Consider the following 25,049-nt stretch of genomic DNA (forward strand, 5'->3'; position numbering starts at 1 on the left):
AGCAGAGAGAAACTATGGAAAACAACCAACCGTCGGCTTTGTCCAAAATCATCAGAGAAAGAAGGTCCATTAAGACAGGCTACAGAAACATCCCCGTCCCGCAGGAGCTCGTCCTGGAGCTGCTGAACGACGCAGTTTATGCGCCTAATCATAAGCTGCGCGAGCCGTGGAGATTTATTTTCGTGCCTACGGAATCGAAGCAGCTGTTCGCGCTGGAAATGGCGCAGCATTACCCGGATGAGATGTTCGAGAACCGGATCAAGTATTTTAATGAACCGGATGCCTATTTGATCATCGTTATGCCAGGCAGCGACAACAAGAAGCAGCATGATGAGGACTTCGGGGCCGTCAGCTCGATGATTCAGAACTTTCAGCTGCTTGCCTGGGAACGGGGACTTGGCTCGGTGTGGAAAACGAATCCGCATGTCTATGATCCGAATGTCCATCAGATGCTTGGCCTGCAGCCGGGTGAGGAGATTGCCGGATTTTTGCATTTGGGCTTTTTCCGCGAAGCTCCGCCAGGACAGCCGAGAACCCCGGCCGAAGAGAAATTTACCGTGTATGAACCGAAATTTGATCTATAGCTCCCGGGTGATCGGGAGTTTTTCTGATTGGCTATGCCGCGCGGGAAAATTACGAGGTCAAAATTGTCCGGTTTAGGGTAAGTATATAGAATAGATGATGGAAGAGATACATAGCGGAGGGATTCACACATGAAAACCAGATATCTGGCAGGAACATCCCTGGCCGTCATGGGCGCGGGGTTTCTGATTACGTTGTTTTTGCCGCAAAATTTGGGAGTACGGCTGCTGCAGGGCGGTTTTGAAGCAGGCTTGGTCGGAGGCTTCGCCGATTGGTTTGCCGTAACGGCTTTGTTCCGCCATCCGATGGGATTACCGATTCCACATACGTCGCTACTCCTCAAGAACCGCAATAAAATCGTCAATTCGCTCATATCCGCTTTGGAAACCGAGCTGTTGAACAAGGAAAGCATCACGAAAAGACTGCGCGGGATGAAGCTGTTCAAAGGCTTGTCCTCCGGCATCATGAAGCTGGTCAGCAGAAAAGAAAACCGTCGTAAGCTGATTCATACGCTGAGCGAGCTGGTTCGCCAAATCCCGCTGGAGCAATGGACGCCTCAAGCGCAAAAGGCGCTGGTTAAATTTCTGCAGAGCCAGGATTTGACACCGCTGCTCGAAAGCGCATCACGTCAGGCTTTCCGAAGTCAGCTGGATGAGAAAGCACTGAATTATATCCTGAACTTTGCCGGCAAATGGGTCAGCCGCCCGGAAAACGAGTTTATGCTCGGACAGCTCGCGTACAACAAGATGCAGGATATTCAGCTGGGCGGGATGAAAGGCTTTGCTTTGCAGGCCATGCTCGGCTTTATGAGCGAGGAGAAGCTGGGGAATATCCTGAAAAATCTGATTTTGTCCTCCATTCATGAAATGATGTACGAAGACAGCTCTTTCCGTCAGCGCATTTTATCTGAGGTTCGTCAGCAGGTGAGTGAATTTACCGGTAATCCGGAAGTTGCCGAACGCTTGAAGATCATGATTGGAGATAAGCTGGCCGATCCGGGATCGGAAGAATGGATGCTGCGCAAGCTGGAGGAGATCAGAGCCCGTGCGCTGATTCTTCTCGAAGAAGAGCACAACAACGGGGGACGCGGCGTGATTAAGGTCTGCCGCTGGTTTACGGGCGTGCTCCGCGGCAAGGAAGAAATGATGGACCGCTGGGAGCAGGGCATCTTGTCGCTCATCGTCAAGGCGGTGGAAGCCAACTATTACCGCATCGGTCTCTTGGTGCGCGAAAACCTGGATCAGCTGGATGATCAGTCTCTCGTGCAGATGCTGGAAGACAAGGTCGGAGGCGACCTGCAGTGGATTCGCGTCAACGGCGCAATTTGCGGCTTCCTGATCGGGTTGGTGCTGACGGTTATTCATATGGTGATCGCATAAAAGCTTGTCATGAAAGGTTGATACATTGGAGAGAGGAGCTTGGTGATGAGAAAAAATCGCTTGGGAAGTTCGGATCTATGGGTAAGTGAAATTGGGCTTGGCTGTATGTCGCTCGGGACAGAAGAGCCGGCGGCGGTGCGCCTTGTGCATGAAGCACTGGAGCGCGGTATCCATTTCCTGGACACGGCGGATATTTATGACGCGGGCCGAAACGAAGAGCTGGTGGGCAAAGCGCTGAAAGGACGGCGCAGTGACGTTATCCTCGCTACCAAAGTCGGAAACCGCCGCATATCCGGCAAGGAGGGCTTAAGCTGGGATCCGTCGAAGGCATATATTAAGACTGCGGTTAAAGACAGCCTAAAGCGGCTGCAAACCGATTACATCGATTTGTATCAGCTGCATGGGGGCACGATCGACGATCCGATCGATGAAACGATCGAAGCATTCGAGGAGCTGAAGCAGGAAGGCGTCATCCGGTTCTATGGAATTTCGTCCATTCGGCCCAATGTGATCCGGGAATACGTCAAGCGCTCGAATATCGTATCGGTCATGAGCCAATACAGCATCCTGGACAGAAGACCCGAAGAAGAGGTGCTTCCTCTCTTGGCGGAGCATGGGATCAGCGTGATCGCGCGCGGTCCCGTCGCTTCCGGCGTGCTGGCTGAAGAGGGAGCGCGGAAGGTGGAGAAGGGCTATCTCGATTATGCTGCCGCGGAGCTAAGCACGATCCGGGAGAAGCTGATGCTGCTTGCCAGGCAGGATCGGAGCATGTCGCAAACCGCGATCCGCTACTCGCTCTCACATCCGGCTGTTGCGGCAGCGATACCGGGCGCCAGTACGCTCCAGCAGCTCATTCATAACGTAGGTGCAGCCGATGCGCCGGAGCTTACCGCCGAAGAAGTGGATGCGATCCGCCAAATCAGCCGCCCGAACGTCTATGGGGCGCATCGTTAAGCGACATTATTTACTTGAACGCCAATAACCGTCCGGCATAAGCCGGGCGGTTTTTCCTTTTTGGATCATAATGGAAGCCGTACCTCTATTCATTAGCGCGAAATTTTAAGCGCCTGCATGAGATCGGCTTTTTGTCCCGTTTGATCTCGAAATAACTGTCCGTCCTCCACAAGGTCGATAAACAAGATTCCGTTCAGATGATCGATCTCATGCTGGATGCAGCGGGCCAGATACCCTTCGCCTTCGATGTATCGGGTTTCTCCGCTTCGCGTAAGCGTCGAGATTTTCACAACGTTGGCCCGCTTGACGATACCGGTGTATCCGGGATAGGAGAGGCAAGCCTCAGGGCCGATCTGTTCTCCTTGCATTTCAAGAATCTCCGGGTTGATCAACTCGATCAATCCTTCGCCGCAGTCCATGACGATCATTCTGCGCAGAATGCCGATTTGCGGTGCGGCCAGACCAGCCCGGCCAGGCTCGGCATACAACGTATCGGCCATATCATCCAATATCCTCAGTATTTTGGGAGTCAGTTCTAAAACGGGCTTTGCCTTCTTCCGCAGCACGGGATCGCCAAACGGAAGAATCTCTCTCTCTGCCATATCACTTGCCTCCTGATCTCGTATTATGCGCCTTGAATCCGGGAAGGGGTGTGAACCCAAAGATCGCTCGGGGTACATTCTAACGAAGTGCACAGCGCATCCAAAGTTTCAGCCTTCATCTGTTTCGGCTGTCCCCGAAGCAGGGCGCTAATCGATGGCGGGGATAGCTCATAGCCTGCTTTATCCCTCAGCAGACGGGCAAGCTCGGCGCCCGACCAAACCCCTTTTTCCGACATGACCTGCCTTAGCATCCAAATAAGCATGCTTTCAACCCCTCTATCAAAGAATTTGCGGCCGATATTTAGGCGACACCTAAATAATTTAAGTGTTACCTTAATATATCAATCTGAAAATCATATTTCAATCGTTTATTTGACGAAACGACAGGAAAAGGGGTTTAATGGTAATTAATGTATGCTTTTGGAGGTTGGACGGATGCCGAGAATCCAGTGGAAAAATGTTTTTTATTTTCAGGAAAAATGATGACGTTTGCCATGCTTTTCTTGCTAGGTTTGTTTTTCTGCGTTCAAATCGCGGCCGTTCTCCTGTTGTGGATGTCCGGTTAAGGAGTGCGGGCGAAAAAACGTTAAATTTTTTTGAACGGTGGTAGAATCTTCTTCCCAACTCCATGTATAATAGGCATGATCCTAGTTTAGAAAGGAAGTGCCCATGATATGAAATTCAGCGAGTACAAGTATGAGCGCCCGGATATCCAGCGCATCAAAGAGCAATTTCAACACCTGGTGCAACAATTCGAATCGGCGGAGCAGCTTGCGGATCAAGAGCAGGCCATGACCGAAATCAACCGCCTTCGCAGCGAAGTTGAATCGATGGCCGAAATCGTGACCATCCGTCATTCCGTTGATACGAACGATGCCTTTTATAAAGCCGAACAGGACTATATGGATGAGGTACGGCCCGTTTACCAGGAATACATAACCGATTATTATCGTGCGCTCGTTCATTCCAAATTCAGAGCCGAGCTCGAGGCTAAATGGGGGACTCAACTGTTCCAGCTCGCCGAGATGGCCCTCAAATCATTCAGCCCGGAAATCATTGAAGATCTTCAACTGGAAAATAAGCTGGCAACCGAATATACGCAGCTGATCGCTTCGGCCAAGATACCGTTTGAAGGCGAGGAGCGCACACTGACGCAGCTGACGCCTTTTGAGCTGTCGACAGACCGCGATTTGCGCCGCAGAGCCGCTGAGGCGAGATACCAGTTCATGGCAGAGCATGAAGCGGACTTCGACCGCATCTACGATGAACTCGTGAAAACGCGTACCCGCATGGCACAGAAGCTCGGATACAAAAACTTTGTCGAGCTTGCCTATGCACGGATGAACCGCACGGATTATAACGCAGAAATGGTCGCCAATTTCCGCAAGCAGGTTCTGGAATACATCGTTCCGGCCGCAACGAAGCTGAAGGAACGTCAGCGCGCACGGATCGGTGTCGATCAGCTGTATTTCTACGATGAGAACTACAGCTTCAAATCCGGCAATGCCGTGCCTAAGGGAGATCCGGACTGGATTCTGGAGCGCGGTGTAAAAATGTACTCCGAATTGTCTCCGGAAGTGAACGAGTTCTTCACGTTCATGGTCGATAATGGCCTGATGGATCTTGTCAGCAAAAAAGGCAAGCAGGGCGGCGGCTATTGTACGTTCATCAGCAAATACGGCGCGCCGTTCATTTTCTCGAACTTCAATGGCACTTCCGGCGACATCGACGTGTTGACACATGAAGCGGGTCACGCATTCCAGGTGTATTCCAGCCGCCATTTCGATATTCCTGAGTATCACTGGCCGACTTATGAATCCGCAGAAATTCATTCCATGAGCATGGAGTTCTTCACTTGGCCGTGGATGAACCTGTTCTTCGAGGAAGACACGGACAAATATAAATTCGACCATTTGAGCAGCGCGCTTCTGTTCGTGCCTTATGGCGTATCAGTGGATGAGTTCCAGCACTTCGTGTATGAAAATCCCGAAGCAACGCCTGCGGAACGCAAGCAAGCCTGGCGCGATATCGAGAAGAAGTACCTGCCTCACCGGAATCATGGAGAGAACGAGTATCTGGAGCGCGGAGGCTTCTGGCAAAAGCAGGGCCACATCTTCCAATCGCCGTTCTACTATATCGATTACACGCTGGCTCAGCTCTGCGCATTCCAGTTCTGGAAGCGCATGAATGAGGACTTCACATCCGCTTGGGCGGACTATCTGAAGCTGTGCCAAGCCGGGGGCAGCAAATCGTTTACAGGTCTGGTTGCCTATGCGGGCCTGAAATCTCCGTTCGAGGACGGATGCGTTGCATCTGTGATCGGGGATATCGAAGCTTGGCTGAACCAAGTGGACGATACCGTTCTCTAATAAGTCTGATATTTATAAAAACCGTCTGTCCTTTAACAAAGGCAGACGGTTTTTTGGCATATTCAAACATGCTTCTACGCATATTTAGCCTTCTTTTCGAATAGACTTGTCTCACGATCGCTTTATTTCTTTGCACTTTGGCACGGGATCAGGAAAGGAAGGTGTGCAAGCGATGGCATATTTAACATTACCGGCATCCGCAGGCATCATCGGAATCGGTACGAGCTTACCGCGATATAAGCTAGAACAAGACGAAGTGTTTCAGAGAATCGAAGCTTCGTGTCCCCAAGATTCGGATATCATGCGCTGGGCCAGAAGAATTTTCAGGCAATGCGGCGTCGATACACGCTACACCTGTGAACCTGATTTTTTAGAGCCGGCAGGCGACTGCCGCTATTTGCCGGGTCAAGAAGAACGGGAGGTTCCGTCGACCTCGGAGAGAATGAGAATATACGAGAGGGAATCCGTCCCTCTAGCGGCTCAGGCGGCGCGCGAAGCATTGGAAGATGCCGGCCTGCATTCTTCGAGTATCACGCATCTCATTACGGTCAGCTGTACGGGGCAATTTCTTCCCGGCTTAGATTCCATATTAATAAAAGATTTGGGGTTGTCTCCACGTATAAACCGTATCCCGCTAACCTTCCAAGGCTGTCACGCCGGCCTTAAGGCGGTGCAGCTGGCTAAAAGCCTGGTGGAAAGTGCTGATTCACATCATGTGCTTGTCGTATGTGTAGAGCTCTGTACGATACATTTTCAGCCGCCCGCCTCCAGGGAAGCGCTGTTCGGAGCATCGTTTTTCGGTGACGGGGCTTCCGCATGCATTATCAGCAAGGTTTCACCCGGGCAAAAGCATGTATTTCAATTGGGTGACGGACATGCCGTGCTCGTACCCGACTCCGATGCCGAGATGATCTGGAGGGTAGGCGATCACGGATTTGATCTGTATTTGTCGCCGGCGATTCCCAAATTACTCAAATCCTTCGTGGGCGAGGAGGTTGGCCATCTCATCGGGCAAGAGAGTCTGCCGTTTCTATGGGCTATTCATCCCGGGGGCAGAGGCATTGTCGATGCCGTGCAGGATATTTTTGGACTGGGTGATGACCAGGTATCGTACAGCCGCAGCATTTTGAAGGAATTCGGAAACCTATCCTCCGCAACGATTCTGTTCGTCTTGAAACGGATGCGGGAAAACCTGATCGACCAAGGGATATCGTATGCGGAAGGGATTTCCCTCGCTTTTGGACCGGGTCTCACGGCTGAACTTCTCTGCTTCTCTTACGTTCAATCGATCTCAAATGATCCAATGGCAGATAAGGAAAAAGCGGCATATGTTTAGACAGCTCGGCATGCGTTCCGTGAAAGAAGAGTACATGGATGATTTCAGTACAGGCGGAGACGAACTGACGGAGGCGCTGCGTCACCTCCGCAGGTTAAACCGGATTTTCGGGGCGGCAGGACCGGTGGTTTCCGGGATTCATCGATTATGGCTCAGGACCGGAAGGCCGAAGGAGCTTCATGTGATGGACATCGGGGCAGGCTCCGGAGAAATCAACCGGCAGATCCTGCGCTGGGCGGATCGAAATGAAATCAAGCTTCGTCTCACGCTGGTGGATATGACGGAAGAGGCGTGCGCGGAAGCCCGGCTGATTTTCAAGGATGAACCCCGAGTCCGTGCGCTGCGCTGCAATCTTTTCGATATTGAGGAACAGGCCGCTGATGTTGTGGTTTCCTCGCAGTTTCTGCATCATTTCAGCGATGAATTGCTGCCGGATGTTATGTGTCAAATGATAAAATGCTGCCGGTACGGCATCGTGGTCAGTGACATCCATCGGCACTGGATATCCTGGTCGGCTGTATGGTTAATGGCCCGCCTTGTTTCCACTAACCGTTATATCCGGCATGACGGACCGTTGTCCGTCGCTAAAGGCTTTCAAGCAGAGGACTGGCAGCGATTGAAGCAGACGATGCTGGAACGAAGCGGATATGACCTCGATTATGCGTGGAAGCCGCTGTTTCGCTATCGTGTCATCGTGAGCAAGGAATAATCGGCACTGGATGCCGTCAAAGGGGAGGATTTCGGATGCCGGACGCAGTTGTCATCGGTGGCGGCCTCGCCGGAAGCAGTCTGGCTATCCGGCTATCAGCCTTCGGATGGAAAACCCTGCTGCTCGAGCGGCAGAGCTTTCCTAGGCATAAAGCCTGCGGCGAGTTTTTGTCGCCGGAAACGAAGATGATGTTCAGGGAGCTGGGGGTGCTGGAGCGCCTGGAGATGCTTGGACCGGAACGCATCACGAAAACCCGTCTCATTTTCCGGCATGGGGGTATGGTGGAGGCGGATCTCGAAGAACCGGCTTGGGGGCTGAGCAGACATGCCATGGATTCGATCATGCTGCAAGCCGCGGAAGCTGCGGGGGCCAAGGTGCTGACGGAAACGTCCGTATCCAGCATTGCTGCCGAGAGAAAGGGCTTTCGAATCGGAATAAGAAAGAACGGAACCTCTGAAGTTCTGCTTGCACGATCCGCTTATGCAGCCTGGGGAGCGCATCCCCGCCTGGAGCTGGCCGGTCAAAGCCCTGCGGCCGATAAGAAAGGGATAAGGTCATATATCGGGCTGAAAGCCCATTTCCATGGCATTCATCTGGACAACACGGTTGAGCTCTACTTTATCCGTGGGGGCTATGTCGGACTTGCACCCATCGAAGATGGTAAAGTCAATGTTGCGGCACTCGTGCCTCTGGATCAGGCGAGAGGCAAAGGAAGCTCTGTATTCGAGCTGCTTCTCTCTGCGGCGGGAGAAAACGAGTTGCTGGCGCACAGGCTAAGATCCGGCATTCTCCTGACCGATACGCAGGTGTCGGCTGCACCCGTGCATTTGTCCGATAAGCCGTCAGCGTGGAGCATCGTTCCGCAGGTTGGCGATGCCGGATCCATGATCCCGCCGTTGTTTGGTGACGGCATGTCCGCTGCGCTGCGATCCGCGAAGCTTTGCGCTTGGTATGGTGACCGCTTTCTTCGGGGTGAAATCAGCCTGGAAGCCTGGCAGGAAGCGTACCGTTCCAGCATCAGCAAGGAATACGCGGCCATTTTAAGATGGGGGAAGATTCTACAAACGCTCGGGAGCATGCCTGTCGTTCCCCGCATTTGGACGGCTGGAACAAGGATGTTTCCGCGGCTTGCCGGATATATGGTTCAAGCAACCCGGCTGCACGGAAAAACATCGCTTTTGTAAGGGGAAGATTTGCTATGGTCTATAGGTTGCTTGCCTATTGGATTCTTCGCCATCCGGGTGTGATGTTGGCATGCTGGACGGCGTTTTTTATTTTCTTCGGTTCATTTTCATCGCAACTGCCTTCTGTCGTCAAGGGACCGGGTTTAGAAACAGAGGGTTCTTACGCCAAGGTTCAACAGCTCATGAACGAGCGTTTGGGGTTGCCGGAGGATCCCGTGTTCGTCGTGTTCGAGCGCCAGAATTCCGTTACTTTATCCGAGTTCATGTCCGTGATTGAAGCCACCTTGAAGCCTATAAAGGAATTAAAGGGATTGGAATCCTTGCATTCCCCCTTGGATCATCAGGATCTGATCCTTGCCAGCGCTGCTTACGCGGTCCTTGGCTTGGCTGAACCTGCGGGTCAACAGGAACGGATCATTCGTCAAATCCGCAGTCAGCTGCCCGAAGTGAGCGGCGTCACGATTCGCTTGACGGGGAAAAGCATCGTGCAAGCGGACGTAAACCGGGCAAGCATGCAGGATTTTAAAACGGTGGAGCGCATCGGCATCCCGATCGCTTTTATCATTTTGTTGATCTCTTTTGGAGGGGTGACCTACGCGTTCATTCCCATACTGACGGGACTGCTGACAGTTTCAGCTGCCATGGGAATCATGGCCGTCATCGGAAGGACGTATGATCTTGAGTTATCCAACTTCATCCTGAACGTCATCCCCATGACAGGCCTTGCGCTCAGCTTGGATTTTGCATTTATTCTGACCAGCCGTTTCCGTGAAGAGATCAGCAAAGGCAGCCGGGACGCGGCACTTCGTGCGACGATGCTTACATCAGGAAGGGCGGTCTTTTTTTCCGTTGTATGCGTCTTGTGCGGTTTAGCCGCTGTAGCCTTCATCCCTGTGCCCATGTTTGAAAGCTCTGCGCTGGCTGCGATGATCGTTGTCGTATTGGCGGCTGTCATCAACCTGAGTTTAGTGCCTGCACTTCTGGTTACGGCGGCTTCATGGCTGAAAACCGACCGAACCCGGGGGATGTTCATCAGCCGGAGTTATTCCTTATGGGCAACCTGGGCGGGCGTGGTGATGCGAAGACCCGTCCGGATGCTGCTGACAGGAGGAACATTGATCGCATTGTTGTTAATTCCTGCCCTCCGCTTAACGACCAGCGTGCCGGATGCAGGCTCCATTCCGGATACCTATGAATCGAGGCAAGCCGACGAGACGATTCGGACACATTTTCAAATAAGCGGGACTTCGGAAACGCTGCTTGTGCTTCAGCCTGCCGGAAACGATTTTTCGAAGAAAGAGCGGGAGGAAGCGTATATTTGGCTTTCCAGAATGAATAAGGATCCCATGGTGGCGAGCGTGAAGCCGTTGCAATCTGGTGATGCCGGTTCTGCAACAGACGTACAAGGTAAAAAGGGCAGTCTGGCTGTTCTGAAGGTCACGCTGAAAGGGGAGGCAGGCTCTGTACAGGTGAATCGCTGGCTGAGAGAAACCGAGCAAGAGGCCAATCAAACCGGACTTCACCTGCTGCTAGGCGGGCAAGCCAAATCAGAGCAGGAAATCCATGATGCTATATCTTCGGCTTTGCCGCGCATGCTGGCTTTCATAGGTGCAACCAATTTCATCGTGCTGTTCATCGCATTTCGGTCCATCTTGATTCCCTTGAAGGCCATGGTCATGAATATGCTGAGCATTGCCGCTTCTTTCGGTGTATTGGTACTGATTTTTCAGGAAGGAATTACCGGATTTCCACCCGGATTTATCGCAATCATGATTCCGGTTTTTGTATATGGTCTGGTATTTGGCGTCAGTATGGATTACGGGGTGTTTTTGTTGTCGCGGATGTCGGAGGCATTCAAGGAAACCGGCAATCCGGAGATGGCAATCAGTCGAGGCCTGGGGGCTACGGGGAAGTTGATCTCTTCAGCTGCGGCGATTATGATCGCGGTAACGCTGCCTTTCGCTTTTGGGGAAGTGGAAGGGGTTAAACAGCTTGGCGTCGGCATTGCAGCGGCGGTGTTCATCGATGCAACGCTGATACGGCTGCTTCTCGTCCCGTCGCTCATGAAGCTGCTTGGACATATGAACTGGTGGGTTCCGCGCTGGCTTCGCTCTTCGTGAAGGCCAGACGCGGAAACGTACCCGTCAGTTATTTTCGGAGCAGGACATGCTCAATCATATGATTGTTGCCTTTTTTGATGATGAGTTTGGCACGCTCTTTGGTCGGCATAATATTCTCATGAAGGTTCATCGCGTTGATATCCCGCCAAATCCGTGACGCGGTGTCATTGGCTTCGGTCTCCGTGAGCGAAGCGTATTTGTGGAAATAGGAACGCGGATTCTGGAACGCCGTATCCCGCAGCATTTGGAATCTCTCAATATACCAGTCACGGATATTGTCCTCATCCGCATCGATATAGATGGAAAAATCAAAGAAATCGCTGACGAAAAAAGGCTCCTGCGTGTTGACCTGCAGCACGTTGATTCCCTCCAGAATCAATATGTCCGGCTGGTCCACGATCAGGGTCTGATCATCCAGAATATCGTAGGCCAGATGCGAATACACGGGCACTTCGAGGGCGGGCTCACCCGATTTAATGCTGCTGATAAAATGCATCAGCTTGTTAATGTCATAGCTTTCCGGGAAGCCTTTTTTATTCATGATGCCCTTGGCCTCCAGCACCCGGTTCGGATACAAAAAGCCGTCGGTCGTTACCAGATCGACCTTCGCATGCTCGTTCCAGCGGGACAGCAGGTTTTGCAGCAGCCTCGCGGTGGTGCTTTTGCCCACGGCAACGCTACCGGCGATCCCGATGATAAAAGGGGCTTTAGGCGCCGGCAGGCTGAGAAACGAATTCATTTTGGACTGAAGATGATGGTAAGCGGTAACATACAAATGCAGGAGCCGTGCAAGCGGGAGATAGACATCCGCCACTTCCTCGATGGCAATTTTTTCGTTGAGCCCCTTGAGCTTCTCGAATTCTTCTTCTGACAAAGAGAGCGTGGGGAGGTCACGTGACAGGGCCCAAAAGGACCGGTCGAATTTAAAATAGGGAGAATATGTATTATCCATGATCGGCTCGCTTTCTATCCAGGCTGAAAACCGGCGGCAACGAAACGGCGATTTTTAAGAAAATAGCGGAAAAGATCCGTTTTCAGCGTTCGTTTATGTTATATACTGTACATGGGCGGAAAATTCCGCAGTTCCTATCTTATCAAATAAAGCGCGCCGGAAAAAGCAAAGATTGCTCACGGTGCCGAAATGGATCATAATTTCATATCAACGAGCCTCATAAGTACCGATTATAGACATAGAGACGGGTGAAAAAGATGGACATTGAAAAGCAAAAATTATCGATTGAGGCGGCCAGACTCTATTACCAGTCGGACTTCAGCCAGCAGGATATTGCCGCACGCCTGGGTGTTTCCCGGCCGACGGTATCCAGGCTGCTGCAATTTGCCAAGGAGCAAGGGTATGTCCGGATCGACATCGTCGATCCTAGCGAAGATTTAAACCTGTTATCGCAGGAGCTGCAGCATCGATATGGACTCGATACGGTTCTGGTCTGTTATTCGCCGCTCAATACGTATGAGGAAATCAAAAAACATATCGCCAAACAGACGGCGGAATACCTCCATGAGACGATTCAAGATAAAGATATTATTGGCGTGACCTGGGGAACGACGATGCATGCCGTAGCGCAGCAGCTGCAGCATAAAAGCGTGAAGGGCGTGGAGGTCGTTCAGCTGAAGGGCGGCGTCAGCCACTCTCATGTCAACACGTATGCCGCGGAAACGGTGAATTTATTCGCTGAAGCTTTTCAGACCGTTGCCAGGTACCTGCCGCTGCCGGTAATTTTCGATAACATCGCCCTCAAGCGCATCGTCGAAGAGGACAGGCATATCAACCGGATTATTGAGCTCGGGAAGCAGGCTAACATTGCCGTATTCACCGTAGGTACCGTCAAGGAGGATGCGCTCTTATTCCGGCTGGGGTATTTCAACGAGGAAGAACAGAAGCTTCTGAAGAAGAACGGAGCGGGCGATATCTGCTCCAGGTTCTTCGATAAGGACGGGAACATTTGCAGCGAGGAAATCAATAACCGCACCGTCGGCATCGACCTGTCCGAGCTGCGCTTGAAGGAGAAGTCGATTCTTGTGGCCGGCGGTCAGCGCAAGGTGGAGGCGATTCAGGCGGCTCTTGCAGGCAAGTACGCCAACACGTTGGTTACGGACCAGTTCACGGCACAGGCTCTTTTGGTGTGAATTAGAAAAATCTGTCATAGGCACATATGGCAGATTTTTTTTGTGCAAAATAGATCAATCAGACCTTCACAAATCGTTCATGAACATAATTTCAATACGATGTTTACATATGTTCAAGTGAGTGATATGATAATCCTGCATCGGCAAGAATAGACTGGAGCCGAAACGGATTCGGGCTTACAGCAGATGCAATCCAAACCTTTTCATTTCATGAAAATTGGATAAATAAAGGGTAACTGATTTTGAGAAGGAGATGACATGATGACAAATCTTGCGGGTATGATCGATCATACACTGCTGCGTGCAGACGCTAGCCAAAAAGAAATTGCCAAACTGACGGAAGAAGCGAAAAAATACGGATTTGCTTCCGTTTGCGTAAACCCGACATGGGTGAAATACGCGGCTGAACAATTGCAAGGCACCCAAGTGAAGGTATGCACCGTAATTGGTTTTCCTCTGGGAGCAACGACCTCCGCGGTCAAAGCCTTTGAAGCGAACAACGCTATCGAAAATGGAGCCACCGAGGTGGATATGGTGATCAACATCGGCGCGCTGAAAGACAAGCAGGATGATTTCGTGGAAAGTGATATCAAAGCTGTCGTGGATGCGGCTAAAGGCAAAGCGCTCGTTAAGGTCATTATCGAAACCTGCCTGCTGACGGACGAAGAGAAGGAACGTGCCAGCCGTTTGTCGGTTAAAGCCGGTGCCGATTTCGTCAAAACGTCTACCGGATTCTCCACGGGCGGCGCTACACCTGAAGATGTTCGCCTGATGCGTCAAACCGTAGGGCCGAATGTCGGCGTGAAAGCTTCCGGCGGCGTACGCAGCCTTGAAGACATGAACCAAATGATCGAAGCAGGCGCGACAAGAATCGGCGCAAGCTCCGGCGTGAAGATTATGGAAGGCGGCCAGTCGACAGCTTCTTACTAAGAGCCCGATTGCCAATTATTCAAGTGAACCATAGCGGATGACCCATCAATGCGATTCCGCTTTTTTATGAGAACATTGAAAGCGCTTCATGAAAGATTTTCAATACACTTACAACTGGGGAGACAACCATGAAATTTTTAATTGCGATATTAGGTTTACTCGTGGTGTTTGCATTGTCATTTGTGGCCAGCAATAACAAACGCGGTATTCGTTATCGCCCGATCCTCATCATGATCGTCCTGCAGCTCATTCTGGCATTCTTTTTGCTGAATACGGTTGTCGGTACGGTTTTGATCCAAGGCTTCTCTGATATATTTACGAATTTGCTCACCTATGCTTCCGAGGGCATCAACTTCGTCTTTGGCGGCATTGCAAACGAGGGACAGGCTCCGTTCTTCCTGAACGTGCTCCTGCCGATCATTTTCATTTCGGCCTTGATCGGGATTCTGCAGTACATCAAGGTACTCCCGTTGATCATTCGGTTTATCGGCCTGGTACTCAGCAAGATTAACGGCATGGGCAAGCTTGAATCTTACAACGCCGTCGCTTCTGCCATCTTGGGCCAATCCGAAGTGTTCATTTCCATTAAAAAACAAATCGGCCTGCTGCCGAAGCACCGTCTCTATACGCTTTGCGCATCGGCGATGTCCACCGTATCGATGTCCATCGTTGGCGCATACATGACCATGATTGATCCAAAATACGTTGTGACCGCGCTGGTACTGAACTTGTTCGGCGGTTTCATCATTGCTTCGATCCTGAACCCGTACAAAGTCACCCCGGAAGAAGATAAGCTCGAGGTGCAGGAGGAACAGGAGAAGCAGTCGTTCTTCGAAATGCTCGGCGAGTACATCATGGACGGTTTCAAAGTAGCGATTACGGTCGCAGCGATGCTGATCGGTTTCGTCGCTCTGATCGCCATGATCAACGGAATTTTCAGCGGGATTTTCGGTATCTCGTTCCAGCAATTGCTCGGTTACGTCTTTGCGCCGTTTGCGTTCGTTATGGGCGTGCCTTGGAAGGAAGCCGTGAACGCGGGCAGCATTATGGCAACGAAAATGGTATCCAACGAGTTCGTCGCCATGCTGGATTTGGGTAAACATGCGTTGTCTCCTCGCGCAACGGGAATCGTCTCGATCTTCCTCGTGTCGTTCGCGAACTTCTCTTCCATCGGCATTATCGCCGGTGCTGTGAAGGGCTTGCATGAGAAGCAGGGCAATGTCGTCGCTCGCTTCGGTCTTAAATTGCTCTACGGCGCGACGCTGGTCAGCGTGCTGTCCGCTACGATTGCCGGTGTGTTTTTATAATCGCTTTGCATGAGTTATACTCTAAAACGGAGGAGTGATTAAACATGGCAGAATTTAAACGTGTACACTTGATAGTAATGGACTCGGTTGGCATCGGCGAAGCGCCGGACGCTGCCCAGTTCGATGATTTTGATGTGGATACATTCGGACATATCGCCAGAGAACGCGGCGGTCTGAACATGCCGAACATGGGCAAGCTCGGGCTTTCCAACATCCGTGAAATCCAAGGCATTGAAAAGGCGGACAAGCCGCTTGCCTACTATACCAAAATGCAGGAGAAATCCGCAGGCAAGGATACGATGACTGGCCACTGGGAAATTATGGGCCTGTACATCGATACACCGTTCCGGGTGTTTCCGGATGGATTCCCGGATGAGCTCATTCAGCGCATCGAGGAAAAAACCGGCCGGAAGGTTATCGGCAACAAGCCGGCGAGCGGAACGGAAATTCTTGATGAACTGGGCGAAGAGCAAATGAAGACAGGCGCTCTGATCGTTTATACATCCGCAGATTCCGTACTGCAGATCGCAGCTCATGAAGATATTATTCCACTGAAAGAGCTGTATGAAATTTGCGAATTCTGCCGCGAAATCACCCTGGAGGATCCGTACATGCTGGGACGTATTATTGCCCGTCCATATGTAGGCGAGCCAGGAGCTTTCAAACGCACGCCGAACCGTCATGACTATGCGCTTAAGCCTTTTAACCGCACGGTTATGAGTGAGCTGAAGGATGCTAACTTCGATGTGATCGCCATCGGCAAGATTTCCGATATTTATGACGGAGAAGGCGTCACGAAGGCGATCCGTACCACGTCCAATATGGATGGAATGGACAAGATCATTGCCACCATGGATGAGGATTTCACAGGTCTCAGCTTCCTGAATCTGGTTGATTTTGATGCCCTGTACGGCCATCGCCGCGATCCGCAAGGATATGCGCAGGCATTGGAAGACTATGATGCGCGCCTGCCTGAATTATTGGGTAAAATGACGGATGAAGATCTTCTGATCATTACAGCCGACCACGGCAATGATCCGACTTACCGCGGAACCGATCACACTCGCGAATATGTGCCGCTGCTCGTGTATTCACCGCGGTTCAAAAACGGCGGCAGCGAGCTTGCGCTGCGCAAAACATTCGCCGACCTCGGCGCAACGGTGGCTGAGAACTTCGGCGTGAAAATGCCGGAATACGGCACAAGCTTCCTTAAAGACTTGAAATAAAGAATACTATTCATCCCAATACCTGTCAGGAGGACATTCAATGAGCACTCATATTGGAGCTAAAGCCGGAGATATCGCGGAAACGATTTTATTACCAGGGGATCCGCTGCGGGCGAAGTACATTGCAGAAACTTATTTGCAGGACGTTACCTGCTATAACGAAGTCAGAGGCATGCTCGGATTCACGGGTACCTACAAAGGCAAACGCATTTCCGTTCAGGGTACCGGGATGGGCATTCCGTCGATCAGCATTTACGTGAATGAACTGATCAGCCAATACGGCGTGAAGAACCTGATGCGCGTCGGCACATGCGGCGGCATGCAGCAGGACGTGCATGTGCGCGACGTGATTCTGGCCCAGGCATCCTGCACGGATTCCGGCGCAAACCGCCATTATTTCGGCGGCTACGACTTCTCGCCGATCGCCAGCTTCCAGCTCTTGAAGACCGCTTATGAGAAAGGCGTGGAAAAAGGCCTCAAGCTGCATGTCGGCAACGTGTTCAGCTCCGACATTTTCTATCGCGACGACAAATCGGTCGTTGAGAAATTGATGCAGCACGGCATTTTGGGCATCGAAATGGAAACAACGGCACTGTACACCTTGGCGGCGAAATTCGGCGTAAACGCGCTGACGCTGCTGACGGTGAGCGACCACCTGCTGACAGGGGAAGAGACAAGCGCGGAAGAACGTCAAACCACGTTCAATGAGATGATGGAAGTGGCTCTGGAAACCGCGATCGCATTGTAATTATTCATATCCTTAACTATTGAAAGTGAGGCATTGCATCCATGAGAATGGTCGACTTGATTGAAAAGAAACGTGACGGCGGAGAATTGACAACAGAAGAAATCAATTTCATCATAGAAGGCTATACAAAGGGAGATATTCCGGATTACCAGGTCAGTGCCTTGGCTATGGCAATTTTCTTCAAAGACATGACGCAGCGTGAGCGCGCGGACTTGACGATGGCGATCGTGAACTCTGGCGATACCATTGATTTGTCCGAAATCGAAGGCGTGAAGGTCGATAAGCACTCCACGGGCGGCGTAGGCGATACGACGACCTTGGTGCTTGCACCACTGGTGGCGGCGCTCGACATTCCGGTAGCGAAAATGTCGGGACGCGGCCTCGGACACACCGGCGGTACGATCGACAAGCTGGAATCCATCGATGGTTTCCACGTCGAAATCGAACGCGAAGAGTTCGTGAACCTGGTGAACAAACATAAAATCGCGGTTATCGGACAAACCGGCAACCTGACCCCTGCGGATAAGAAGCTCTACGCACTCCGCGACGTGACGGGCACGGTCGATTCGATCTCCCTGATTGCCAGCTCCATCATGAGTAAGAAAATCGCTGCGGGTTCCGACGCGATCGTACTCGACGTGAAAACAGGCGCAGGCGCATTCATGAAAACCGTAGACGATGCCAAAGAATTGGCGCATGCCATGGTGAGCATCGGCAACAACGTTGGCCGTAAAACGATGGCCGTTATTTCCGATATGAGCCAGCCTCTGGGTCTTGCGATCGGCAACTCCCTGGAAGTCAAAGAAGCGATCGACACGCTGAAAGGCGAGGGACCCAAAGATCTGGAAGAGCTGTGCTTCGCGCTCGGACGCCAAATGGTATTCCTGGCGAACAAGGCAAGCTCGCTTGAAGAAGCGGAGGACATGCTGAAAGAAGTCATCCGCAATGGCAAGGCGCTCGAGAAATTCAAGGAATTCATCCAAAATCAGGGCGGAGATCCTGACGTGGTGGATCATCCGGAGAAATTGCCTCAAGCGAAGTACCTGATTGAGGTTCCTGCGAAGGAAGACGGCGTCGTTGCTGAAATCGTGGCGGACGAAATCGGTACGGCTGCCATGTGGCTGGGTGCCGGACGCGCAACCAAAGAATCGGAAATCGATTTGGCCGTAGGCCTTATGCTCAACAAAAAAATCGGTGATTCCGTGAAAAAAGGCGAATCGCTTGTGACAATTCATGCGAACCGCGAAAATGTGGATGATGTCATGAATAAAATCTATGAGAACATCCGCATCGCCGATCATGCCGAAGCACCTGTACTTGTACACGGCATCATTACGGAATAACCCTCACATACATTGGATTGATGAAATGCCGGCAGCAGCCTCGGAAGAGGCGGCGCCGGTTTTTTCATTTTTACCGGGCAAAGAAAAAGGATTGAAGCGGAAGGCTTCAATCCTTTTAACTATGGTTGGGGAATGCTGAGAGTCATTAAGCGGTTTTCCAATCCGAAATCAAGGAAAGGAAACCATATGAGGTATCGCTTACGGCAGCACCGTAAAAGATCAGGGCGATCACGACAATGAAGATGATGATGCCGTATAATGCCGTTCCGCAGATGCCGCATACCAAACCGCCAATGGCCAGTCCGCGTCCGCCTTCGTTTCTTCTCTTGATTTCCTTAAAGGCAAGGCTGGCAAGGATAATCGCGATGATGCCGAGAATGAAGCCCACATAAGGAATAATGAGGCTAAGAATGCCGAGAACGAGCGCTCCGACGGCTTTGCCGTTTGTCTTTGGCGGCTGCATAGGCGGCATTTGCTGATGCTGGTTAAAATGTTGTCCCGATGAATATGGATCCAAAGGTCTGTTCCTCCTCAAATTACATACTTTATGTATAAAAGATATCTAACAACCAGAATTATTATACCCAGAAAAAAGGAGATTGACTATGAAAAATACCAATTTCAACTCGACAATCTTTTTTTCTGGTCGACAAAAGGGGCCAATCTCAGCTATGCATTAAAGCTTTTACGCAATTCCGACGGAGATATATGCTTATACTTCTTAAAGGAGCGGCTGAAATAATAGATATCTCTGAATCCGGTAGATAAAGCGATTTCCGAGATATTCATCCTCGAGTTGCGCAGCAAATACTCCGATTTGTTGATGCGGAGCGTATTGATATAATCCATGACGGTCCGTCCGGTGAGCTCCTTGAACAATCGGCTGAAATGAAACCGGCTTAATCCGGCCAGGCCGGACAACTGATCGACGGTCAGATCCTCATGGTAATGATCCTCGATATGCTGAAAAACAGGCGTGAACCGCTCCAGATTTTTGAGGCGCAGCTGGTCATCCTCGGTAGACATCTTGTTCGTTCCATAGTTGCGCAGCAATATCGTGATAATGCGGTACAAATACGATTTGATCGACAGCTCGTAACCGAGCTCGCGCTGGCTCAGCTCATGGATGAGCGAAGAAATGCAGCTGACGATGTCTGTATCGCCCGAAATTTTGCTGGCAAACAAGATCCGGTTTTGCGTGATCGGGGTAATGAATTTGGTTTCGATGGCATCGACGGAGTGGCTATGCAGGAGCTTGATGTCGACAATCATCGCATAATACACCAAATCGTCGCACAGGCTGACTCCATAGTGCAGATCATTGCTGTTGACCACGACCAGATCGCCCTCGGATACTTCGTAGGGCACGGAGTTCAGCTCGATCATGGCGGAGCCTTTCGTGAAATATAAAAATTCAATGTGGTTATGCCAATGGTGGTTAAATAACGTCTTACCGTATTCATCCGACGTGCAGTAATGGACCTTGATCGGAAAGAATCGGTTCGGCATATCCATTGGTTCCTGGAGGGAAAGGGGTCTTTCCATAACTGTCACCTCTAAATCGCACAATTGTATAAATAATGAGCAAGGCTCTTCATGGCAGACTTTCGTATACATATTATAATTCAAGATGAAGAAACACAAAAGGATGACTCAAAAGGAGAGTTGAATACGAATGAGCAAAATCAGAGTAGGCGTGATCGGCGCAGGTTCCATTTCAGAATCCCATATGAATTCGTATCAGAACAACCCGAACGCAGAGATCGTGGCGATTTGCGACTTGAAGGAAGAGAGAGCCAAGGCTGCTGCCCAGAAATACGGCGCTCAGCAAACATATACCGATTACAATGAACTGCTTGCGAACCCGGACATCGATGCCGTCAGCATCTGTACCTGGAATAACACGCATGCCGAGATCAGTATCGCAGCGATCAAAGCCGGCAAACACGTGCTGGTCGAAAAACCGCTGTGCCGCAGCGTGGAGGAAGCCTTACATATTCAGCAAACCGTTCGTAACAGCGACAAGCTGCTGCAGGTTGGTTTTGTGCGTCGCTATGACCCTAATATCGACCTTTTGCAAAGCTTTATTGAAAAGGATGAGTTCGGCGAGCTGTACTACGCCAAAGCTTCGATCCTTCGCCGTTTAGGCAATCCCGGCGGCTGGTTTGCGGATAAAGAACGCTCCGGCGGCGGACCGCTGATCGATATCGGCGTTCACGTCATCGACCTTTGCTGGTACATGCTCGGCAGACCGAAAGTCAAATCGGTTTCCGGCAACGTGTACCACAAGCTCGGCAACCGTTCGAACGTCAAGCATCTGTCCTTCTATAAAGCGGCTGATTACGATGCCAGTAAAAACACGGTCGAAGACCTCGCCAACGCGTTGATCCGTTTCGAAAACGGCGCATCGCTTATGGTCGACGTCAGCTTCTCGCTGCATGCGAAAAAGGACGAGACAGCCGTCAAAATTTTCGGCACCAAAGGCGGTTTCGAGATCGATCCGGCGCTGCTCATCGTCACCGAAAAGAATGACGTCATGATCAACATTGAGCCGCAAATCGACAACAAAGGCTTCAATTTCGCGGCGGCCTTCCAAAATGAAATCGATCAGTTCATCCTTAACGTTCAACATAACAGAGAGCCGATCAGCCCTGTCGAAGATGGTCTGGAGCTGATGAAGATGCTGACGGCCATTTACGAATCCGCAGAAAAAGGAGTGGAGATTCAGCTATGAAAGTCGGAGTAAGCACATACAGCCTATACCGTCCGATTCATTCCGGAGAAATCACGGTGCTGGACGCCATTGACAAAATCGCCGAAATGGGCGGGGAGCATGTGGAAATCGTACCTATCGGCTATACCCTCACGGACAACCCGGAGCTGGTGGATCAAATCGTGGCTAAAGCGAAAGAAGTGGGCATCGACATTTCCAATTATGCCATCTACGCCAATTTCGGCGTGGACAGCGAAGAAGAAGTAGCCCGAGAAATCGAACGCGTCAAAAAAGAAGTGGATATTGCCGCACGCCTTGGCGTGAAGCTCATGCGCCATGATGTGGCCGGACGTAAGGATACATCCATCAAGCAGTTCAATAGCGAGGTGGAACGTCTGGCCGATGCCTGCCGTCAGGTTGCCGATTATGCAGCCCAATACGGCATTACGACCAGCGTGGAGAACCATGGATATTACATTCAGGCAAGCGACCGCGTTCAAACGCTGGTGCAGGCGGTAGATCGCCCGAATTTCAAAACGACGCTGGATGTAGGCAACTTCATGTGTGTCGATGAAGATCCGGTCGTGGCCGTCCAGAAAAACCTTCCGTTTGCATCCATCGTGCACATTAAAGATTTCTATCTTCGCCATGCTTCGCAAAATCCCGGAGAAGGCTGGTTCAAAACCGCGAGCGGCAACTATTTGAGAGGCGCGATCGCAGGTCACGGCGACATTAATCTCCGCGAATCGATCCGTGCGGTTAAGGCATCCGGCTTTGACGGGTATTTATCGATCGAATTCGAAGGCATGGAAGATGCTTACCAGGGAACACGGATCGGAATGGAAAATGTAAAACGCATTTGGGACGAAGTTTAAAAAGGAATGAGAGGAGCAGCGATCATGAACAATAAAATCGGTGTCATTGTAGACAGCTTTCGTGTAGGCGTCAGAGAAGGGTTGCAGCGCGCGAAGAAGGTAGGGGCGGACGGCGTACAGATTTACGCGGTAAGCGGCGAAATGGACCCGGCAAACCTGTCTGCGGCGCAGCGGAAAGAGCTGAAGGAATATATCGCTTCACTGGGCCTGGAAATTTCGGCTCTCGTCGGCGATCTTGGCGGATACGGATTTCAAGACAAGAGCGTCAATGCCGAAAAGATCGAGAAATCCAAGCGTATCCTGGATCTGGCCGTCGAACTCGGCACGCCGGTTGTCACAACGCATATCGGAATCGTTCCGGAAGATACAAATAGCGAAATCTATCAAACGATGCATGATGCCTGCGAGGAGTTGGCTTCGTATGCGACGAGCATGAATGCTTTCTTCGCGATCGAGACCGGTCCTGAGCCGTCGGCGCGTTTGAAGGAGTTCCTGGATGGACTCGGCTCCAAAGGCGTGTCGGTCAACTTTGACCCGGCCAATATGGTCATGGTCACCGGTGATGATCCCGCTCAGGGCGTGTGTAACCTGAAAGATTATATCGTTCACACGCATGCGAAGGATGGAGTCCGTCTGCGCGAAGTACCGGCTCATTATATCTATGAGTCCCTTGGTTACGAGGCACCGGCTAACGAGAACAATACGTTTGTTCCGGGAGAAGGGCAATATTTTGCCGAGGTACCTCTTGGCGAGGGCAGCGTGAACTGGACAGCTTACTTGAATGCGCTGAAGGACATCGGCTACACAGGGTATTTGACGATCGAACGTGAGGTCGGGGAAGACCCGGAGGCGGATATTTCAAAAGCGGTGCAGTTTCTGAAGCAATATAGAGCATAGTAAACATAAATCAAACATAAAACAGTGGCTGTATGCGGAGAGCTTCCGCAGCACAGCCACTGTTTTTTTGTTGGTTTATTCCTCTCCGGCATCGACGAAGATGGTTAGGTTGGCGGAATCGGCTTCGCCGTCATATGTGCAGTCATCCATCACCGAGTGAAATGCAAACAGAAAGCTGCCTGTAACCTCCTCAGTGTTATGATGCAGATCGGTACCGACCCTAGTCGTGTAAACAATGACGATGCTTTGTGAAGGGCTTAAGCTCCCAAGCTCAAAGCCATGATTGAATGTAACGGGATGTTCGTTCATGGTGACGGTTCCTTGGTTGAAGACCGGTTTATTCTGTATCCAGCCCAGCATTTTCACCTCAGCCGCCCAAGAGCCTTGATTCGTTACGGTAATGTGAAAGGACAGCGTTTCCCCAGGCTCTACAACATAATGTGCCGGAATGGCGGTGATTTGAATATCAGGCGCAAAAACTTCTACGGAAGCATGCTCCGATAAGCTGGTTTGCTGCACGACGCGACCATCAGGCAGCCGGAATGTAAACGGAGCCGCTGCTTGATTGTTAGCCGAAACGGGATCGCAGCCGGTAATTTTGCAGACGAAAGCCTCAAAAGTAACTTCAGCATTCATGCCGGGTCTGATTGTCCCTAGAAAGAGGCCGTCCCGAGGCTTGGCGTCCTCATGATTCCGGTTATTCACCTTCAAACTGCCCGGTACGAATTCAATCTCCGGTGGCAAAATATCCTTAAAGGAAGCTTCGACCGCAAATCCGCCGACGTTCTGAATGACGCTGCTGTATTGAAGGGTGCATCCCGGCAAAGCTCTTTTTTTATCGACGGATTTGCTTATGGTTATATCCGGCTGAATCACAGTGACGAGCAGCTCATTGGCTGGATCACGGATTGGATCGGTGTTCATGTCGTACGATACTATACCCTGCAGGGTAAATGTATTGCTGCCAGTCATTTGGCCTACACGCAAACGAACCTTGATGACGATCGACATTCCCGGAGACAGTGTGCCGACAGGGATTCCGTTCTGAGGGCCGATAGAAGGAAAATAAATATCTCCGATCATGACGCTTCCTGCGACGAAGATTATCCCTGGGGGCAGCGGGATGAACACGACTAAATTAGTGAGAGCAACATTCCCCAGATTCATAATCGTCAGCGTATACATAATGACGTCTCCGGCGAAGGTTTGGCTCGTGCTCACTTCAGCCACGATGGAGACGTAATAGGGCAGAACCGACAGTACAACTTCGTTGGATAGGATGGTGCCTGTGACGGTGCGGCCTTCCAAGGATTGAAACGAGTAGAATGCGCTCCCTGTATTGGTAAGCTGAAGCGATGCTGGAATGGAGACCAATATCGCTTGGAACACAACCTGAACCGAAGATAAGCTGTGCACCGGCCCTACGTCGATGCCTGCGATGGGATCAGCCCCGGGAAGAGGAGCCCCGTTAACGATGGTACTGTTAGGAATGTAGGCTAATCCTTCCGGTAGCGTATCGAAAAGGGTTAATTGGGCATCTCTATTGCCGTCGTTCGTTATCGTAAAAGAGACCGTGAAGGGCTGGTTTAAGGTCACTTGCTGTTCGCTCAATCCTTTGACCATACGAAGG

The 25,049-nt window shown here is 51.1% G+C and carries 23 protein-coding genes; 17 read left to right on the forward strand and 6 right to left on the reverse strand.

The features are described from left to right. Positions 1-14 precede the first annotated feature (14 nt). The 3 genes from PCH05_RS12330 to PCH05_RS12340 all read left to right on the forward strand — a co-directional run bounded on the left by PCH05_RS12330 (position 15) and on the right by PCH05_RS12340 (position 2,915). Positions 15-584, forward strand: coding sequence for a nitroreductase family protein (locus tag PCH05_RS12330; RefSeq protein WP_127602692.1), 570 nt, complete (start codon positions 15-17; stop codon positions 582-584). Between the two features lie 129 nt (positions 585-713). Then, positions 714-1,961 carry a DUF445 domain-containing protein gene (locus tag PCH05_RS12335; RefSeq protein ID WP_127602693.1) on the forward strand — a complete coding sequence of 416 codons (1,248 nt, stop codon included), beginning with the start codon at positions 714-716 and terminating at the stop codon, positions 1,959-1,961. A 45-nt stretch (positions 1,962-2,006) separates the two neighbouring features. Next, positions 2,007-2,915: an aldo/keto reductase gene (locus tag PCH05_RS12340; protein WP_127602694.1), complete on the forward strand. Its 909-nt coding sequence runs from the start codon at positions 2,007-2,009 to the stop codon at positions 2,913-2,915. Positions 2,916-3,007: 92 nt separating this feature from the next. On the opposite strand, the gene def is transcribed toward PCH05_RS12340, so the two are convergent. Together def and PCH05_RS12350 are read right to left on the reverse strand one after the other, a co-directional pair. Next, positions 3,008-3,517: a peptide deformylase gene (gene def, locus PCH05_RS12345; protein ID WP_127602695.1), complete on the reverse strand. Its 510-nt coding sequence runs from the start codon at positions 3,515-3,517 to the stop codon at positions 3,008-3,010. A 23-nt stretch (positions 3,518-3,540) separates the two neighbouring features. Further along, positions 3,541-3,780 carry a helix-turn-helix domain-containing protein gene (locus PCH05_RS12350; RefSeq protein WP_127602696.1) on the reverse strand — a complete coding sequence of 80 codons (240 nt, stop codon included), beginning with the start codon at positions 3,778-3,780 and terminating at the stop codon, positions 3,541-3,543. 411 nt (positions 3,781-4,191) lie between these two features. Here PCH05_RS12350 and PCH05_RS12355 point away from each other — a divergent pair, with 411 nt between their 5' ends. From PCH05_RS12355 to PCH05_RS12375, 5 genes are all read left to right on the forward strand, one after another. Beyond that, the gene (locus PCH05_RS12355) at positions 4,192-5,886 is read left to right on the forward strand and encodes a M3 family oligoendopeptidase (protein WP_127602697.1); all 1,695 of its coding nucleotides are present in this window, start codon (positions 4,192-4,194) and stop codon (positions 5,884-5,886) included. A 172-nt stretch (positions 5,887-6,058) separates the two neighbouring features. Next, positions 6,059-7,222 (forward strand): type III polyketide synthase, encoded by a 1,164-nt coding sequence (locus PCH05_RS12360; RefSeq protein WP_127602698.1) that lies wholly within the window; start codon positions 6,059-6,061, stop codon positions 7,220-7,222. Continuing rightward, complete coding sequence (locus PCH05_RS12365) at positions 7,215-7,931, forward strand: methyltransferase domain-containing protein (protein ID WP_127602699.1); 717 nt, start codon at positions 7,215-7,217, stop codon at positions 7,929-7,931. Before PCH05_RS12360 ends, PCH05_RS12365 begins: the two co-directional genes overlap by 8 nt. Before the next feature lie 35 nt (positions 7,932-7,966). Then, on the forward strand, positions 7,967-9,115 hold the full coding sequence (locus PCH05_RS12370) for an NAD(P)/FAD-dependent oxidoreductase (RefSeq protein ID WP_127602700.1): 1,149 nt from the start codon (positions 7,967-7,969) through the stop codon (positions 9,113-9,115). Positions 9,116-9,129: 14 nt separating this feature from the next. Next, positions 9,130-11,235: an MMPL family transporter gene (locus PCH05_RS12375; RefSeq protein ID WP_164766633.1), complete on the forward strand. Its 2,106-nt coding sequence runs from the start codon at positions 9,130-9,132 to the stop codon at positions 11,233-11,235. 28 nt (positions 11,236-11,263) lie between these two features. On the opposite strand, the gene coaA is transcribed toward PCH05_RS12375, so the two are convergent. Beyond that, positions 11,264-12,187: a type I pantothenate kinase gene (gene coaA, locus PCH05_RS12380; protein WP_127602702.1), complete on the reverse strand. Its 924-nt coding sequence runs from the start codon at positions 12,185-12,187 to the stop codon at positions 11,264-11,266. Between the two features lie 257 nt (positions 12,188-12,444). Between coaA and deoR the strand changes: the two genes are divergently transcribed. The 6 genes from deoR to PCH05_RS12410 all read left to right on the forward strand — a co-directional run bounded on the left by deoR (position 12,445) and on the right by PCH05_RS12410 (position 18,934). Continuing rightward, a complete protein-coding gene (deoR, locus tag PCH05_RS12385) occupies positions 12,445-13,380 on the forward strand; it encodes a DNA-binding transcriptional repressor DeoR (protein ID WP_127602703.1) in 936 nt (311 codons plus the stop codon). Positions 13,381-13,638: 258 nt separating this feature from the next. Further along, on the forward strand, positions 13,639-14,310 hold the full coding sequence (gene deoC, locus PCH05_RS12390) for a deoxyribose-phosphate aldolase (RefSeq protein ID WP_127602704.1): 672 nt from the start codon (positions 13,639-13,641) through the stop codon (positions 14,308-14,310). Positions 14,311-14,438: 128 nt separating this feature from the next. Beyond that, the gene (locus PCH05_RS12395; protein WP_127602705.1) at positions 14,439-15,617 is read left to right on the forward strand and encodes a NupC/NupG family nucleoside CNT transporter; all 1,179 of its coding nucleotides are present in this window, start codon (positions 14,439-14,441) and stop codon (positions 15,615-15,617) included. A 44-nt stretch (positions 15,618-15,661) separates the two neighbouring features. Next, the gene (gene deoB, locus PCH05_RS12400) at positions 15,662-16,843 is read left to right on the forward strand and encodes a phosphopentomutase (protein WP_127602706.1); all 1,182 of its coding nucleotides are present in this window, start codon (positions 15,662-15,664) and stop codon (positions 16,841-16,843) included. 40 nt (positions 16,844-16,883) lie between these two features. After that, positions 16,884-17,591 carry a purine-nucleoside phosphorylase gene (deoD, locus tag PCH05_RS12405; RefSeq protein WP_127602707.1) on the forward strand — a complete coding sequence of 236 codons (708 nt, stop codon included), beginning with the start codon at positions 16,884-16,886 and terminating at the stop codon, positions 17,589-17,591. A 41-nt stretch (positions 17,592-17,632) separates the two neighbouring features. Beyond that, positions 17,633-18,934: a pyrimidine-nucleoside phosphorylase gene (locus PCH05_RS12410; RefSeq protein ID WP_127602708.1), complete on the forward strand. Its 1,302-nt coding sequence runs from the start codon at positions 17,633-17,635 to the stop codon at positions 18,932-18,934. Positions 18,935-19,079: 145 nt separating this feature from the next. Here the strand turns inward: PCH05_RS12410 and PCH05_RS12415 are convergent, their stop codons facing one another. Then, positions 19,080-19,406: a DUF4190 domain-containing protein gene (locus PCH05_RS12415; protein WP_127602809.1), complete on the reverse strand. Its 327-nt coding sequence runs from the start codon at positions 19,404-19,406 to the stop codon at positions 19,080-19,082. A 197-nt stretch (positions 19,407-19,603) separates the two neighbouring features. After that, entirely contained in the window at positions 19,604-20,443 is an 840-nt protein-coding gene (locus PCH05_RS12420) for an AraC family transcriptional regulator (protein ID WP_246049512.1), read from the reverse strand. Positions 20,444-20,609: 166 nt separating this feature from the next. On the opposite strand from PCH05_RS12420, the gene PCH05_RS12425 reads away from it, so the two are divergent. The 3 genes from PCH05_RS12425 to PCH05_RS12435 are packed head-to-tail and all read left to right on the forward strand — an operon-like array spanning position 20,610 to position 23,419. After that, positions 20,610-21,668 (forward strand): Gfo/Idh/MocA family protein, encoded by a 1,059-nt coding sequence (locus PCH05_RS12425; protein ID WP_127602710.1) that lies wholly within the window; start codon positions 20,610-20,612, stop codon positions 21,666-21,668. Beyond that, the gene (locus PCH05_RS12430) at positions 21,665-22,522 is read left to right on the forward strand and encodes a sugar phosphate isomerase/epimerase family protein (RefSeq protein WP_127602711.1); all 858 of its coding nucleotides are present in this window, start codon (positions 21,665-21,667) and stop codon (positions 22,520-22,522) included. The genes PCH05_RS12425 and PCH05_RS12430 overlap by 4 nt, the downstream gene beginning before the upstream one ends. Positions 22,523-22,546: 24 nt before the next feature. Next, positions 22,547-23,419 carry a sugar phosphate isomerase/epimerase family protein gene (locus PCH05_RS12435; protein ID WP_127602712.1) on the forward strand — a complete coding sequence of 291 codons (873 nt, stop codon included), beginning with the start codon at positions 22,547-22,549 and terminating at the stop codon, positions 23,417-23,419. 75 nt (positions 23,420-23,494) lie between these two features. On the opposite strand, the gene PCH05_RS12440 is transcribed toward PCH05_RS12435, so the two are convergent. Continuing rightward, complete coding sequence (locus PCH05_RS12440; RefSeq protein WP_164766634.1) at positions 23,495-25,042, reverse strand: COG1361 family protein; 1,548 nt, start codon at positions 25,040-25,042, stop codon at positions 23,495-23,497. Between the last annotated feature and the right edge of the window lie 7 nt (positions 25,043-25,049).

Source organism: Paenibacillus chibensis (assembly GCF_004001045.1).
Lineage (GTDB): Bacteria > Bacillota > Bacilli > Paenibacillales > Paenibacillaceae > Paenibacillus_AQ > Paenibacillus_AQ chibensis.

Excerpts from the sequence above, each read along its gene's own strand:
- PCH05_RS12415 (WP_127602809.1), bottom strand. The coding sequence starts at position 19,406 with ATGCCGCCTATGCAGCCGCCAAAGACAAACGGCAAAGCCGTCGGAGCG.
- PCH05_RS12430 (WP_127602711.1), top strand. The coding sequence starts at position 21,665 with ATGAAAGTCGGAGTAAGCACATACAGCCTATACCGTCCGATTCATTCC.
- PCH05_RS12435 (WP_127602712.1), top strand. The coding sequence starts at position 22,547 with ATGAACAATAAAATCGGTGTCATTGTAGACAGCTTTCGTGTAGGCGTC.
- PCH05_RS12350 (WP_127602696.1), bottom strand. The coding sequence starts at position 3,780 with ATGCTTATTTGGATGCTAAGGCAGGTCATGTCGGAAAAAGGGGTTTGG.
- deoD (WP_127602707.1), top strand. The coding sequence starts at position 16,884 with ATGAGCACTCATATTGGAGCTAAAGCCGGAGATATCGCGGAAACGATT.
- PCH05_RS12420 (WP_246049512.1), bottom strand. The coding sequence starts at position 20,443 with ATGCCGAACCGATTCTTTCCGATCAAGGTCCATTACTGCACGTCGGAT.
- deoR (WP_127602703.1), top strand. The coding sequence starts at position 12,445 with ATGGACATTGAAAAGCAAAAATTATCGATTGAGGCGGCCAGACTCTAT.
- def (WP_127602695.1), bottom strand. The coding sequence starts at position 3,517 with ATGGCAGAGAGAGAGATTCTTCCGTTTGGCGATCCCGTGCTGCGGAAG.
- PCH05_RS12375 (WP_164766633.1), top strand. The coding sequence starts at position 9,130 with ATGGTCTATAGGTTGCTTGCCTATTGGATTCTTCGCCATCCGGGTGTG.
- PCH05_RS12395 (WP_127602705.1), top strand. The coding sequence starts at position 14,439 with ATGAAATTTTTAATTGCGATATTAGGTTTACTCGTGGTGTTTGCATTG.
- PCH05_RS12340 (WP_127602694.1), top strand. The coding sequence starts at position 2,007 with ATGAGAAAAAATCGCTTGGGAAGTTCGGATCTATGGGTAAGTGAAATT.
- PCH05_RS12360 (WP_127602698.1), top strand. The coding sequence starts at position 6,059 with ATGGCATATTTAACATTACCGGCATCCGCAGGCATCATCGGAATCGGT.
- deoB (WP_127602706.1), top strand. The coding sequence starts at position 15,662 with ATGGCAGAATTTAAACGTGTACACTTGATAGTAATGGACTCGGTTGGC.
- PCH05_RS12440 (WP_164766634.1), bottom strand. The coding sequence starts at position 25,042 with ATGGTCAAAGGATTGAGCGAACAGCAAGTGACCTTAAACCAGCCCTTC.
- deoC (WP_127602704.1), top strand. The coding sequence starts at position 13,639 with ATGATGACAAATCTTGCGGGTATGATCGATCATACACTGCTGCGTGCA.
- PCH05_RS12370 (WP_127602700.1), top strand. The coding sequence starts at position 7,967 with ATGCCGGACGCAGTTGTCATCGGTGGCGGCCTCGCCGGAAGCAGTCTG.
- PCH05_RS12335 (WP_127602693.1), top strand. The coding sequence starts at position 714 with ATGAAAACCAGATATCTGGCAGGAACATCCCTGGCCGTCATGGGCGCG.
- coaA (WP_127602702.1), bottom strand. The coding sequence starts at position 12,187 with ATGGATAATACATATTCTCCCTATTTTAAATTCGACCGGTCCTTTTGG.
- PCH05_RS12365 (WP_127602699.1), top strand. The coding sequence starts at position 7,215 with ATGTTTAGACAGCTCGGCATGCGTTCCGTGAAAGAAGAGTACATGGAT.
- PCH05_RS12425 (WP_127602710.1), top strand. The coding sequence starts at position 20,610 with ATGAGCAAAATCAGAGTAGGCGTGATCGGCGCAGGTTCCATTTCAGAA.
- PCH05_RS12355 (WP_127602697.1), top strand. The coding sequence starts at position 4,192 with ATGAAATTCAGCGAGTACAAGTATGAGCGCCCGGATATCCAGCGCATC.
- PCH05_RS12330 (WP_127602692.1), top strand. The coding sequence starts at position 15 with ATGGAAAACAACCAACCGTCGGCTTTGTCCAAAATCATCAGAGAAAGA.
- PCH05_RS12410 (WP_127602708.1), top strand. The coding sequence starts at position 17,633 with ATGAGAATGGTCGACTTGATTGAAAAGAAACGTGACGGCGGAGAATTG.